A 12,816-nucleotide genomic window follows, 5' to 3' on the forward strand; every position below is an offset into this window, starting at 1 on the left:
CGTCAGTCGAGGAAGAACGGCGCGGTGGCGTTGAGCTCGGGCTGCGCGGTGACGTCGGTCAGGTTCTCGGGCACGAGCCGCACCGGTTCGCTGAGCACCTCCCACGCGTCGCCACCGGCCACGTACCACTCCGGGGCCAGGCGCTCGGGATTGACCGGGCGCAGCGGGTACGCCGTCAGGTACGTCACGCGCTCGGCGCCGATGTCGCTGAGCCGGATCGTGGCCAGAGTGCCGTCGATCGTCACGTCGAGAACCGCGTACCGGTTGTTGGGGCGCAGGCCCGCCACCGCCAGCGAGGTCTCGCTGTTCCAGGCCACCGCCGTCACCGTCTTGAGGTCGGGCGGCTGCACCCGTTCGGGATCGCCCAGGGTGATCTGGTCGCCGCTGGTGCTCAGCGCCGCCCGGAACAGCCGGCCCCCGCTGACCAGGGCGATCCGGTGCCCGTCGGGCGCGACCGACAGGGCGGTGACCGTGCCGGGGCTGCCCTGCCACTCGACCCGCCGGGCGTTGGCGCCGCTCGCGTCGAAGCTGTAGATCACGCCGCCCATGGTGATCAGCCCGACCGCCGCGGTGGGGTCGTCGCCGTCGGGGGTCTGCGCCCACACCGGCGTGCCGAGGTTGCCCGAGAGACTGCCGACCGGCTCGATGTCGGCCTGCTCGCCGAGCGTCGCCTGGGCCACCCGCAGCCGGGCGGCGGCGCCCGAGCCGGTCACCACCGCGGCATAGGCCCGGGTGGCCGACGAGCTCAGCGCGGCCGAGGTGATGTTCTTGTTGGCGGCCTGCTTGATCACCGGGATCGGGTCGGTCGCGTGCGGCGACACCCGGAGCCGGCGGATGACCCCGCCGTAGAGGGCGAACCGCTCGGGATCGTCGGCCAGCCGGTAGGCCGCGTTGGTGTCGAGATAGTCGCCGTCGTCGGTGCGGACCGGTTCGTCGTGGCCGATCTTGATCTCGATGGTGCGGGGCACGAGCGGCCGGATCGACCACTGGAGCTGCTGCCGCAGCCGCTCGAGGGCGCGCGCGTCAGCGCCCTGCGGGACGGCCTGCGCGTTGAGGCTGATCGTCAGCGTGTCGTTGCTGATCGCCGGCACGTTCTCGGTCAGCTGGGTGCCCTGGGGCAGCTGGTTCACCGTGTCGGTCAGCCAGGACGCCGGTGAGCCGGTGAGCCAGCCCATGATCGTCGTCGGCTGCTGCACGGTCGGGACGCTGAGCGGCATGTAGCGCAGGTCGGGCACGAGGCCCGTGTTCGCGGTGTTCCACCAGTAGATCGTGCGGGGCGTGTAGAACGCCGCGAAGGCCACGTCGGTGATCATCATGGTCTGGGGCGCGTCGAGGATGAACTGGCCGGGCCGGCCGTTCACCGGGCCGACGCGCAGGTCGTAGCCCACCGGGTCGGCCGGGACGACGGGCTCGTAGACGCCGTTGGCCCGCAACGTGCCGAGCACCTGGTAGGTGATCTTGACTTCGGCCTCGCCGGGGTTGTGCAGCGACGGCTCGGTCTCGCGGACCACCTTGATGTCGTTGCCGGACGGGAAACGCTCGGCCTCGTCGGGCGCGAGGAACGCCTTGACCCGGGCCGAGGCCGTCTCGGGGTCGCCCGCGGCCGCCTGCAGATAGTTGCCGACCAGCGTCTTCGGCTCGTCGCTGTCTTCCCGGCGGGGCTGCACCGGGGGCTCGTCGCCACCACCGACCGAGATGCCGACCGCGGGCCCGTCGTCGACGATCGTCACGTCGCTCTCGTCGGGGATGCCGCAGCCACCGGCCAGCAGCGTGGCCACCACCACGGCGGAACACAACAGACGCCTCATCACACCACCTCGGCCTTCGGCTCGGCCGCCTCGGGCGGCGTCTCGGGCGGCGTCTCGGGCAGGGCCGGCGCGCGGTCGCGCGGGATCAGCGGCAGCGGCGCCGACAGCAGGCGGTCGCCGGAACGGACCGGCAGGGTCAGACGGAACTGGGCGCCCTCGCCCGGCGCGCCCCACGCCTCGAGCCAGCCGCCGTGCAGGCGGGCGTCTTCGGCGCTGATCGACAGGCCCAGCCCGGTGCCGCCGGTCTGCCGGGCCCGGGACGGGTCGGCCCGCCAGAACCGGTTGAAGACCAGCCGTTCCTCACCCGTCTTGAGACCGACGCCGTAGTCGCGGACGGTGATCGCCACCGCGGCGTCGTCACTCTCGAGCGTGACCCGCACCGGCTTGGCCTCGCCGTGCTCGACCGCGTTGCCGACCAGGTTGCGCAGCACCCGCTCGACCCGGCGCGGGTCGACCTCGGCGATCACCGGCTGGTCGGGCAGGCGCAGCTCGATCTGCACACCGACCCGCTCGGCCAGGCCGGCCAGCCGCTCGGCGACCCGCTCGACGATCGGGACCAGGTCGGCGTGCTCGGCGTCGAGCGCGGCGAAACCGGCGTCGAACCGGCTGATCTCGAGCAGGTCGGTCAGCAGGCTCTCGAACCGGTCGAGCTCGGCCTGGAGCAGCTCGGCGCTGCGGGCCACGGCCGGGTCGAACTCGTCGCGCTCGGCGAAGATCAGGTCGGCCGCCATGCGTACGGTGGTCAGCGGTGTGCGCAGCTCGTGGGAGACGTCGGACGTGAACCGGCGTTGCAGGCGGGACAGCTCTTCGAGACGCACGATCTGGCGCTGCAGGTTGGCCGCCATCTGGTTGAACGAGGCGGCCAACAGGGCCAGGTCGTCCTCGCCGTCGACCTTCATGCGCTGGTCGAGCAGGCCGGCCGACAGGCGCTGAGCCGTACGGGCGGCGACCCGGACCGGCGTGACGACGAGCCGGGTGACCAGGCCCGCGATCACGCCGAGCATCACGACCAGGGCCAGACCGGTGGCCAGCACCGTCGTCCGGATCTGGTTGGCCGCACTGTCCTCGGTGGTCAGCGGGACCATGTAATAGAGCTCGACGTGACCGAAGCTGGTCGGCACCGGGGATCCGGTGGCCAGATATTTCGTCGTACGGTCGTTGACCCGGGCCGTGACGATCTGACGGGCGACCTTTTCCTGGTCGGCGACGTCGTGGATCAGCTCGGGCGTGATCAGCTCGTCGGTGGCGACGTTGGGCGAGGTCATCGACGGCAGCTCGGGGAACTTGCCGGCCCGGATCGACACCACCGAACCACCGGACTCGGACGGATCACCGTCGGCGAGCTGGTTGACGATCAGGGTGAACGTGGACGGCAGCCGGGGGTCGCGCGCCTGCGGGTGCACGGTGAGCTGCTGTTCCGCGTACGCCACCTTGTTGCGCATCGAGATCTGGACCTCGTCCTGCGCGCGGCTCAGCAGGATCTTGGCGCTGCGGTCGGCGATGAACCAGCCGAACGCCCCGACCAGCAGGCTGGAGGCGACGAGGGTCAGCGCGACGACGCGCAGCTGCAGCGAGCGCCGCCACGCCCGGCGGGCCGGCGCCAGCCACACGTCGAAGCGGCGCACGAGCACACGCCAGTAACGCCGCACGACCCGGAGGACGCGGCGCACGGGGAGGGGTAGCCAGGCTGGAGCTCGCATTACGCGGCAAGGTTAGCCGCTCCGGCTCCTAACCGGTGCCCGCCTTGTAGCCGACCCCCCGGACGGTCAGGATGATCTCGGGGCGTTCCGGGTCGGGCTCGATCTTGGCGCGCAGCCGCTGGACGTGCACGTTGACCAGCCGGGTGTCGGCCGCGTGACGGTAGCCCCAGACCTGTTCGAGCAGCACCTCGCGGGTGAAGACCTGGCGGGGCTTGCGGGCCAGGGCCACCAGCAGGTCGAACTCGAGCGGGGTCAGCTTGACCTCTTCGCCGTCGCGGGACACCGTGTGGGCCGGGACGTCGATGGTGATCTGGTTGCCGGGCGGCCCTATGGTCAGCATCTCGGGGGCGGCGTCCTCCCCGCGGCGCAGCCGGGCCCGCATGCGCGCCACGAGCTCCTTGGGCTTGAACGGCTTGACCACATAGTCGTCGGCGCCGGACTCGAGGCCGAGCACCACGTCGACGGTGTCGCTCTTGGCGGTCAGCATCACGATCGGGATGCCGGACTCGGCGCGGATCGCCCGGGCCACGTCGATCCCGCTCATGCCGGGCAGCATCAGGTCGAGCAGAACGATGTCGGGCCGGCTCTCCCGGAAAGCGGCCAGGGCGCGTTCGCCGTCGGCGACGAACGAGGGCAGGAATCCCTCGCTCCGCAGGACGATGCCGAGCATCTCGGCCAGCGCTGGATCGTCATCGACGACGAGTACCCGGGCTCTCATGCGGTCCAATATTGCACTGTCCTCCCGAACCCCATGTACCCCGGGGGCGATCTTGCGTAAATCGAGGGCAAGCTTAGCGCCTGTTTCCTCCCCGAGGCGGGGCGGAAAGCGCCTGGAACACAGAAAAGCGGGCGGCCCCGAAAGGGACCGCCCGGCCGGCCGTACAGGGGGTCAGGCGCCGGGCCGGTCGAACTCCCCAGCCCGGACACCGGCGATGAAGCCGGTCCAGTCCGTGTCGCCGAAGGCGAGCACCGGACCGGAGGAATCCTTCGAGTCGCGCACCAGCACGGTCGAGGGAACGGTCGCAACCTCGACGCAGTGGCCGGCGGCTCCGCTTCGAGTGCTCTTGCGCCAGGTGAGAGTGGCGTCCTGCATCGTGGGTCCCCTTCCAAGGATGTAATCGCCTCCATTTCAGCTCACGATGCGGTCAGCAGACGGAGCGCTTCCTCCCTCTCAGTGACAGCCGTTCGGCTCAACTCTGGCGACAACGCGCGTTCCCGCAGGTCAGACAGGGCGTCGCGATAGACGTCGACGTCGGTCGGCTTCACCCGGAAGAGACCGCCGGTGAGGCCTTCGATGTGCACGACCGGCGAGCGGGTGCCGGGTTCGAACTCGAGAACCATGAACGGCTCGGTCATGCCGGCGTGCGCGCCCGCGCTGAACGGGAGCACCAGCAGCTCGACGCCGGGGCGCTCGCTCGCCTCGGCCAGCCGGGCCAGCTGACGGCGCAGCACTTCGGGGCCGCCGACCTCGCGGTGCAGGACGGCCTCGTCGATGACGATCCGCAGGGTCGGGGGCGGCTCGCGGGTCAGCACGGCCTGCCGGGCCATGCGCAGGGCGAGCCGGCGCTGGATCGTCTCGGCGGCGCCGACGTCGGCCCCGACCTCGATCACAGCCCGGGCGTACTCGTCGGTCTGCAGCAGACCGGGGACGACCTGCGATTCCCACTCGCTGATCAGCACCGCCTCGGCCTCGAGCGCGACATATTCGTCGTACGGGTCGGGCACCGACGAACGGTAGGGCGTCCACCAGGCTCGTGCGCGGCCCCGGCGGGCGAGGTCGCGCAGGCGCTCACGGTCTTCCACCCGTACGCCATAAGCCGTGAGAAGACGATCGAGATCGGGCTCGCTGATGCCGGTGTGGGCGGTCTCGATGCGACTCAGTTTCGACTCGGACCAGCCGAGGGAGGTCGCCACGTCGGCCGCGCGACGCTCACCACGAAGACGACGCAGCTCGCTACCGAGCTCGCGCCGTGCCGTCGACGTCGCTCTAGCCACGCGAACACCATAACGGCATATCGGTCGCTGTCTGCAACTTGCAACGCACGCTATGCACTTGCATGCAGGTCAGAGCCATGAAGTAATGGAGTGGACGACGGGATCGGGGTGGCGGCAAACACCACGGCCCTTCAGGAAGAGGCCTCGTCCGCGGGCGGACGAGGCCTCTTCGTGTCCTGGCCGCTTTGTTCCGGTCGAATCGTTCCGACCGCATATAGCGAACGGGACGACAGGCCCTAAGACCCGCCGCCCCGTTCATCCCCCCGGTTTGGTACCGCGCGCGTCCGTGGGACCCCCCGATCACCAATGACGCTGCGTGTTTATAGATTCACACTCCGCACAGACCGTGTCAAGCAGATCCGGAAATTTCCTGATTTGCGTAGTCCGGTCGTGACGCTCGTCGCTCCTCCCTGCACAAAAGTCCAGCGGCCTCTTATCGTGGAGTTTGTAAAGTTCCACTGGCCTCTTGAAGCGGAGAGAACCATGAGCAAGGTCTGGATGGTCACGGGAAGTTCGCGCGGGCTCGGACGGCAGATCGTCGAGTCGGTCCTCGCGGTCGGCGACCGGGTGGTGGCCACCGCCCGCAAGCCCGAACAGCTCGACGACCTCGTGACGAAATACGGCGACCGCGTACGTACGGTCGCGCTCGACGTCACCGACCCGGCCGCCGCCCGCACGGCCGTCGACGTCGCGGTCGACGCCTTCGGACGGCTCGACGTGCTGGTCAACAACGCCGGGTACGCCGACGTCGCGTCGATCGAGGACATGCCGTACGAGGAATTCCGGGCCCAGATCGACGCGAACTTCTTCGGCGTCGTCACCGTGACCCGGGCCGCGCTGCCGGTCATGCGGGCCCAGGGCGGCGGGCACATCATCCAGGTCTCCTCGGTCGGTGGACGGGTGGGCATGCCCGGGCTGGGCGCCTATCAGTCGGCCAAGTGGGCGGTCGGCGGCTTCTCCGAGGTGCTGGCCAAGGAGGTGGCGCCGTTCGGGATCCGGGTGACCGTGGCCGAACCCGGCGGGATGCGCACCGAGTGGGCCGGCAGTTCGATGACGACACACACGATCAGCGGCCCCTACCGCCCGGTGATCGAGCCGGTGGTGGCCCGGATGAGCGCCGCCGACGGCAGCCAGCCGGGCGACCCGGCCCGCGTGGCCCAGGTGCTGATCGACCTGGTCGAGCACCCGGAACCGCCGGTGCACCTGCTGCTCGGCGCCGACGCGGTGGCCGTCGCGCGGGCCCAGGCCGAGACCGTCGCCGCGGCGGACGAGCGGTGGCGGGCGGTCAGCGAGTCGATCGGCTACGACGCGTAATCTGATGGCCTCATGACCGGCATCGACCAGCCGCTGGGCTTTCAGCGGGCCCGCAGCCCCGAGCAGCGCGAGGCGCGGCGCCGGGCCATCCTCGACGTCGCGGCCCAGCTGCTCGGCGAAATGCCGGTGAGCGAGATCAGCCTGCGCGAACTGGCCCGGCGGGTCGGCCTGTCCAAGACCAACGTGGTCCGCTATTTCGAGACGCGCGAGGCGGTCTTCTTCGCCCTGCTCAACCGGTCGATCGCCGACTGGCTGGACGACTTGCCGGCGTCGCTGCCCCCCTCCACCACGGCCCCGGCTTCGGCTTCCGCCGGGGTCGTGGCTACGGCTTCGGGCGGGGTCGCGACTACGGCTTCGGGCGGGGTCGTGTCTCCGGTCGAGGCGGTGGCGGTGGCGCTGGCCCGGTCACTCGCTCAACGGCCGCTGGTCTGCGAGCTGTGGAGCGCCCTCGGCACCGAGCTCGAGCGCAACATCTCAGCCGAGGCGGTCCGTTCGTTCAAGCTCGAGCACGCGTCGCTGCAGGACCGGCTGGCTTCGCTGCTGGCCGAGCGGATTCCCGCGCTGAGCCATCGGCCCGGCGCCGCTCGCGAACTCGTGGCGATGATGATTTTGCTGGTCGCGGGGTTGTGGCCGTTCGCCAACCCGGCGCCGGCGGTCGCCGAGGCGGTGCAGGACCCGGCGCTGGCCCACAGCCGGGTCAACTTCCCCGACCGCCTCGGCCGGGCGCTGACCGTTGCGATCACCGGCCTCGCCGCCCTGCCCGCCGAGCCCGCCTAGATCAACATCAAGGCATGATCCACCCCGCGCACAAGGGGGACCCCAGATCTGATTCTGGCGGATCAGGCCGATCTTGGTGGGGCCGAAGTGGGGTGACCTGTGGACAACCCCGGACTGTGGATAACCACGCGCTAGGCGGGGACGGCTGCTACGAAGACCTGGCCGGTGCCGGCGACCTTGATGACGCCGGCGTCGGCGGGAGCGAACGCCGCCGTGCCAGGGGTCAGCTCGACCGGCGTGCCGTCGACGGCCTCGCCCACGAACGTGTCGCCCTTGATGCCGAGGACGACCCGGGGGCCGCCCACCGGGACCTCGGTGGGGGCGCGGGTGCCGTCGAGCTCGATGCGGAACAGCTCGAAGTCGGGGACCGGCACCTTCCACGTCGAGATGCCGGGCGCCAAGGAAGTGCTGGGCAGGATGGGGTCGTCGAGGACCTCGAAGCGCAGCACGTTGAGCAGCTCGCCGACGTCTACGCGCTTCGGGGTCAGGCCGCCCCGCAGCACGTTGTCGCTAGCGGCCATCAGTTCGACCCCGGCGCCCTTCAGGTAGGCGTGCAGGTTGCCGGCCGGCATCCAGATGGCCTCGCCGGGTGCCAGCCGTACGTGGTTGAGCAACAGCGCCACCAGCACGCCGGGGTCGCCGGGGTAGTGCCCGGCCAGGTGCGACGCCAGCTCCGACTGGCCGGACTCCACGACCGCCTCGACCAGGGCGGCGCGGTCGTCCTCGGGCCAGGTGAGCAGGGTCTGCACGGCCGTACGGAGGTCTCCCCCGCGCAACGCCGTGACGACGGGGGCCAGCGACGCGATGCCGAACGCCTCGATCTCGTCGGCCGCCGACGACGGTGACTGGAAGCCGCACAGCGCCTCGAACGGCGTGATCGCGACCAGCATCTCCGGCTTGTGGTTGGGGTCGGTGTAGTTGCGGGGCAGGCTCGGGTCGGCTTCCTGACGGGCGTACGCCAGTTTCGCGTACTCCGGGTCGGGGTGGGCCTGCAGCGACAGCGGCGTCTCGGCCGCCAGCACCTTGAGCAGGAACGGCAGCCGGGGGCCGAACGCCTCCATGACGGGACCGCCGAGCTGGCCCTTCGGGTTGTCGGCGATGAGCGCCTCCAGGCTGACCGGGCCGTCGGGGCCGGTGACCGTGGCCGGGTCGCCGGGGTGGGCGCCCAGCCACAGTTCGGCCTCGGGCTGAGCGGTCGGCGCGGGGCGGCCCTGAAGCTCGGCGATGACGGTGCGGGAACCCCAGGCGTACGGGCGGACGTTCCCGGTCAGCGGATAGACGCTCATGACACGACTTTACCTTTTGTCCGGTTTGAGTGGGAGGCTAAGCAGGCGCCGAGGCGGGCCGATAAATGTCGAGCTCGATGTGGATCATGCGGGGGCCGCGGCCGGGGTGGACGCGTCCGCGGGACGGTAGATGTCGGGCTCGATGTAGATCACGCGGGCGATCGGGACCGCGTCGCGGATCCGCTTCTCGGTCTCGTCGATGTGCCGGGCCACCTCGTCCGCGCGTTCCGACGAGGGCACCGCGATCTTGACGGCGACCAGCAGTTCCTCCGGCCCGAGGTGCAGCGTCTTCATGTGGATGATGCGCTCGATGCCCTCGCCGGCCAGCACCGCCTGCTCGATCTGGCGGGTCGCCTCGGGGCTCGCGCCCTCGCCGATCAGCAGGCTCTTGGTCTCGACGGCCAGGACCGCGGCGATCGCCACCAGCAGCAGGCCGATCGCCGCGGTGCCGATGCCGTCCCAGATGCCGTTGCCGGTGATCAGGGTGAGCACTACGCCGAAGAACGCGAAGATCAGGCCGAGCAGGGCGCCCGAGTCCTCGAGGAGCACGACCGGCAGTTCGGGGGCCTTGGCCCGGCGTACGAAGTCGACCCAGGAGGCCTTGCCCCGGGTGTGGTTCGACTCCTTGATCGCCGTACGGAACGAGTAGCCCTCCAGCCCTATCGCGATCACCAGGACCACGATCGGCACCCACTGCCAGCTCTCGATCGGCTCCGGGTGCTGGATCTTGTGGTACGCCTCGTAGAGCGCGAACAGGCCACCGACCGTGAACAGCACGATCGAGACGATGAACGCGTACACGTAGCGCTCACGGCCGAAGCCGAACGGGTGCTCGGGGGTGGCCCGGCGCTGCGACCGCTTGCCGCCGATCAGCAGCAGCAGCTGGTTGCCCGAGTCGGCGACCGAGTGGATCGACTCCGCGAGCATCGACGACGAGCTGGTCAGCAGCCAGGCGATGAACTTGGTGACGGCGATGCCCAGGTTCGCGGACAGCGCCGCGATGATCGCCCTTGTGCCACCCTCAGCACTCATTTACTCACTCCGCAGTGACGGGAAGACAAGATCGGTCACTGCATTCCCTCGGGCAGCGGATTCGAAAGCTCCTTCATCTCACTGATCGCGGGCACGGCCATCGGGTCGAGCCCGTGCGCGAGCGCGAGATAGAGCGAGGCGAAGTCGGGCACGGCGGTGAGCGACGCGAGCCGTTCGAGCGCGGAGCCGCCCTCGGCGGTCAGCACGTCGCAGCGCACCCCACGGCGTTCGGCCAGGGTCTGCACGGCGTCGGCGCGGCGCTCCTCGACGGCGATCGGCTCGTCCGCGTCGTCTTCGGGGTTGAGCCCGCCGTCACGGAACAGCACGAGCCGCAGCCGGGTCGCACCGGTCTCGTCGGCGTCGGGGTCGGCGAAGATGTCGCGCGACGACTCGGCGAGCCCGCCGAACACGCCGTCGAGCAGGCCCACCCGGCCCCGGCCGGCCTCGCCCAGCGCGCCCGCCATCACCGGGTAGCGCGCGTTGGCGGCGAGGGTGTCGGCGAAGCGCCGGGCGGCCACCGTGGCCAGCGGGGACGAGCCCCAGACGATCGGGATCGAGCCGGCCAGGCCGAGCGCGAGCGCCTTGGCCGGGTTGACGAACGAGTCGGCGCCGGGGCGGCAGCGCTCGGCGTCGGCGTCGAGCCGGGTCGCGGTCTCGGCCAGGTCGGCCTCGTTGACCTTGACCAGGCCGATCGCACGGGCGGCGAGCAGCACCGGCACGGCCAGGCCCCACAGGCTCGCGCGGGCGGGCGCGCGCCGGGGCACCGGGAAGAACGGGGCGCGGGCGCGGGCCGCCATCGCCTCGAGTTCGGAGTCGGGGTTGCCGACAGCGACCAGCCGGGCGCCGCGGCGGGCGGCCGCCTCGGCCGCGGCCAGGGCCTCGGGGCTGCGGCCGGAAGCGGAGACGGCGATGACCACGTCGGCCGCGCCGACCCAGCCGGGCAGGCCGGGACTGCGGTGCCCGATGATCGGAACCGGGCAGCGCGGGCCGGCCACGGTCGACAGGATGCTGCCGGTCAGCCCGGCCGTGCCGATGCCGGCGACGACGACCGCGCGGGGGCGGCCCTCGTCGGCCAGCATGCTCAGGTCGGTCTCGGCGGCCAGCGCGGCCGCCTCACGCACCTGGGCGCCGGCCGAGGCCGTGGCCCGGAGCATGCCGCCCGGGTCGTTGCCGAGCATCGATTTCTCGTCGTCGAGCAACGACTCGTCGGCCTGCCGGTGGCCGTGGACGCCGGACGCGCCACCCTCCAGGGGGCCCGCCATCAGGCCTTCTCCCCGGGACGGCGCGCCTCGTCGAGCAGCAGCACCGGGATGTCGTCGCGGACCTCGAAGATCCGCCCGCACTCGGTGCAGGTGAGGGTCTGCGCGTCGGCGTCGTGGGTGAGCGGCGCGTGATGCGTGTCCGGGCAGGCCAGGATGTCCAACAGCTGCGGATCGAGGGCCACCAGACGGCTCCTTACATAACAGACGAGCGGAACGAGACGATCCTAACTGCGGACGATCGCCAGCACTTCGTCCCGCAGGGTCGCCATCCGGTCCGGCTTCGCGGCCTCGACGTTCAGGCGCAGCAGCGGCTCGGTGTTCGAGGCGCGCAGGTTGAACCAGGCCCCGTCGGGCAGGGTCACCGTGAGGCCGTCGAGCTCGTCGAACGTCGCGTCGGCGAAGGCCGCCCGCACCTCGGCGACCTTGGCCGCGGCATCCTCGACGGTGGAGTTGATCTCGCCGGAGGCGGTGTAGCGCTCATATTCCGCGGCGAACTCGCTCAGCGGCCGGTCCTGCCCGCCGAGCGCGGCCAGCACGTGCATCGCGGCCAGCATGCCGGTGTCGGCGAACCAGAAGTCGCGGAAGTAGTAGTGGGCCGAGTGCTCGCCGCCGAAGACCGCGTTCGTCCGAGCCATCTCGGCCTTGATGAACGAGTGGCCGACCCGGCTGCGGACGGGGGTGCCGCCGGCCTCCCGGATGATCTCGGGGACGGCGACCGAGGTGATCAGGTTGTGGATGATCGTGCTGCCCGGGAACTTGGCCAGCTCGCGCCGGGCGACCAGGGCGGTGACGGCCGACGGCGAGACCGGGTCGCCGTTCTCGTCGATGATGAAGCAGCGGTCGGCGTCGCCGTCGAACGCGACACCGATGTCGGCGCCCTGCTCGCGGATCGCGTTCTGCAGGTCGACCAGGTTGGCCGGGTCGAGCGGGTTGGCCTCGTGGTTGGGGAACGAGCCGTCGAGCTCGAAGTAGAGCGGGACGATCTCGAGCGGCAGCGCCGGCAGCACCTGGTCGCCGAGCACGGCCGGAACGGTGTAGCCGCCCATGCCGTTGCCGGCGTCGACGATCACCTTGAGCGGCCGGATCGCCGAGAGGTCGACCAGCGAGCGCAGGTGCTGCGCGTAGTCGGCCAGCAGGTCACGGACCTCGACCCGGGCCGGCCCGTCGGCCTCGGCGTTCAGGTCGTCGAGCAGGGCCTCGGCCCGCTGCCGGACGATGGCCAGGCCGCTGTCCTGACCGACCGGCTTGGCGCCCGCGCGGCACAGCTTGATGCCGTTGTACTGCGCGGGGTTGTGGCTGGCGGTGAACATGGCGCCGGGCAGGCCGAGCGCGCCGGACGCGTAGTAGAGCCCGTCGGTCGAGGCCAGGCCGACGTTGACCACGGCCGCACCGGCCGCGTTGGCGCCGCGGGCGAACGCGGCGGCCAGGCCGGGGCCGGACTCGCGCATGTCGTGGGCGATGACGATCTCGTCCGCGTTGTCGCCGGACTCGCGCAGCATCTCGACGAACGCCGTGCCCAGAGCCCGGGCGATCGACTCGTCGAACTGATCGGGGACGATGCCCCGGACGTCGTACGCCTTGACAAGCTTGGACAGGTCAGACACTGCGCCCCCTTCGGCACTGCAACCGATGTTTCGGGCCG

General features: G+C 71.1%; 12 protein-coding genes. 2 read left to right on the top strand and 10 right to left on the bottom strand.

The window, feature by feature from the left end:
• Positions 1-2: 2 nt before the first annotated feature.
• The 5 genes from JIG36_RS25710 to JIG36_RS25730 form a co-directional block, all read right to left on the bottom strand.
• Entirely contained in the window at positions 3-1,808 is a 1,806-nt protein-coding gene (locus JIG36_RS25710; protein ID WP_203378958.1) for an LpqB family beta-propeller domain-containing protein, read from the bottom strand.
• On the bottom strand, positions 1,808-3,508 hold the full coding sequence (mtrB, locus tag JIG36_RS25715) for an MtrAB system histidine kinase MtrB (protein WP_203378959.1): 1,701 nt from the start codon (positions 3,506-3,508) through the stop codon (positions 1,808-1,810). The genes JIG36_RS25710 and mtrB overlap by 1 nt, the downstream gene beginning before the upstream one ends.
• A gap of 28 nt (positions 3,509-3,536) precedes the next feature.
• Complete coding sequence (mtrA, locus tag JIG36_RS25720; RefSeq protein WP_089293161.1) at positions 3,537-4,226, bottom strand: MtrAB system response regulator MtrA; 690 nt, start codon at positions 4,224-4,226, stop codon at positions 3,537-3,539.
• Positions 4,227-4,397: 171 nt separating this feature from the next.
• Positions 4,398-4,601, bottom strand: coding sequence for a DUF397 domain-containing protein (locus JIG36_RS25725; RefSeq protein ID WP_203378960.1), 204 nt, complete (start codon positions 4,599-4,601; stop codon positions 4,398-4,400).
• A gap of 41 nt (positions 4,602-4,642) precedes the next feature.
• Positions 4,643-5,503, bottom strand: a complete 861-nt coding sequence (locus JIG36_RS25730; protein ID WP_203378961.1) for a helix-turn-helix domain-containing protein — start codon at positions 5,501-5,503, stop codon at positions 4,643-4,645.
• A 483-nt stretch (positions 5,504-5,986) separates the two neighbouring features.
• Here JIG36_RS25730 and JIG36_RS25735 point away from each other — a divergent pair, with 483 nt between their 5' ends.
• The gene (locus JIG36_RS25735) at positions 5,987-6,817 is read left to right on the top strand and encodes an oxidoreductase (protein ID WP_203378962.1); all 831 of its coding nucleotides are present in this window, start codon (positions 5,987-5,989) and stop codon (positions 6,815-6,817) included.
• 12 nt (positions 6,818-6,829) lie between these two features.
• Positions 6,830-7,594 carry a TetR/AcrR family transcriptional regulator gene (locus tag JIG36_RS25740; RefSeq protein ID WP_203378963.1) on the top strand — a complete coding sequence of 255 codons (765 nt, stop codon included), beginning with the start codon at positions 6,830-6,832 and terminating at the stop codon, positions 7,592-7,594.
• Positions 7,595-7,725: 131 nt separating this feature from the next.
• On the opposite strand, the gene manA is transcribed toward JIG36_RS25740, so the two are convergent.
• The 5 genes from manA to JIG36_RS25765 form a co-directional block, all read right to left on the bottom strand.
• Positions 7,726-8,880 (bottom strand): mannose-6-phosphate isomerase, class I, encoded by a 1,155-nt coding sequence (gene manA, locus JIG36_RS25745; protein WP_203378964.1) that lies wholly within the window; start codon positions 8,878-8,880, stop codon positions 7,726-7,728.
• 84 nt (positions 8,881-8,964) lie between these two features.
• Positions 8,965-9,912 carry a cation diffusion facilitator family transporter gene (locus JIG36_RS25750; RefSeq protein ID WP_203378965.1) on the bottom strand — a complete coding sequence of 316 codons (948 nt, stop codon included), beginning with the start codon at positions 9,910-9,912 and terminating at the stop codon, positions 8,965-8,967.
• Positions 9,913-9,947: 35 nt separating this feature from the next.
• Complete coding sequence (locus JIG36_RS25755; RefSeq protein ID WP_438870758.1) at positions 9,948-11,174, bottom strand: SIS domain-containing protein; 1,227 nt, start codon at positions 11,172-11,174, stop codon at positions 9,948-9,950.
• Positions 11,174-11,356 (bottom strand): Trm112 family protein, encoded by a 183-nt coding sequence (locus JIG36_RS25760; RefSeq protein WP_203378966.1) that lies wholly within the window; start codon positions 11,354-11,356, stop codon positions 11,174-11,176. Before JIG36_RS25760 ends, JIG36_RS25755 begins: the two co-directional genes overlap by 1 nt.
• A gap of 42 nt (positions 11,357-11,398) precedes the next feature.
• On the bottom strand, positions 11,399-12,778 hold the full coding sequence (locus JIG36_RS25765; RefSeq protein ID WP_203378967.1) for a phosphomannomutase/phosphoglucomutase: 1,380 nt from the start codon (positions 12,776-12,778) through the stop codon (positions 11,399-11,401).
• Between the last annotated feature and the right edge of the window lie 38 nt (positions 12,779-12,816).

The sequence above is a fragment of the Paractinoplanes ovalisporus genome (genome assembly GCF_016834655.1).
In the GTDB taxonomy this organism is placed as follows: domain Bacteria; phylum Actinomycetota; class Actinomycetes; order Mycobacteriales; family Micromonosporaceae; genus Actinoplanes; species Actinoplanes ovalisporus.

What these genes read in the sequence shown, in the direction of transcription:
- manA (WP_203378964.1), bottom strand. Translation starts at nt 8,880, where the DNA reads ATGAGCGTCTATCCGCTGACCGGGAACGTCCGCCCGTACGCCTGGGGT.
- mtrB (WP_203378959.1), bottom strand. Translation starts at nt 3,508, where the DNA reads ATGCGAGCTCCAGCCTGGCTACCCCTCCCCGTGCGCCGCGTCCTCCGG.
- JIG36_RS25755 (WP_438870758.1), bottom strand. Translation starts at nt 11,174, where the DNA reads ATGGCGGGCCCCCTGGAGGGTGGCGCGTCCGGCGTCCACGGCCACCGG.
- JIG36_RS25725 (WP_203378960.1), bottom strand. Translation starts at nt 4,601, where the DNA reads ATGCAGGACGCCACTCTCACCTGGCGCAAGAGCACTCGAAGCGGAGCC.
- JIG36_RS25735 (WP_203378962.1), top strand. Translation starts at nt 5,987, where the DNA reads ATGAGCAAGGTCTGGATGGTCACGGGAAGTTCGCGCGGGCTCGGACGG.
- JIG36_RS25710 (WP_203378958.1), bottom strand. Translation starts at nt 1,808, where the DNA reads ATGAGGCGTCTGTTGTGTTCCGCCGTGGTGGTGGCCACGCTGCTGGCC.
- JIG36_RS25750 (WP_203378965.1), bottom strand. Translation starts at nt 9,912, where the DNA reads ATGAGTGCTGAGGGTGGCACAAGGGCGATCATCGCGGCGCTGTCCGCG.
- JIG36_RS25740 (WP_203378963.1), top strand. Translation starts at nt 6,830, where the DNA reads ATGACCGGCATCGACCAGCCGCTGGGCTTTCAGCGGGCCCGCAGCCCC.
- mtrA (WP_089293161.1), bottom strand. Translation starts at nt 4,226, where the DNA reads ATGAGAGCCCGGGTACTCGTCGTCGATGACGATCCAGCGCTGGCCGAG.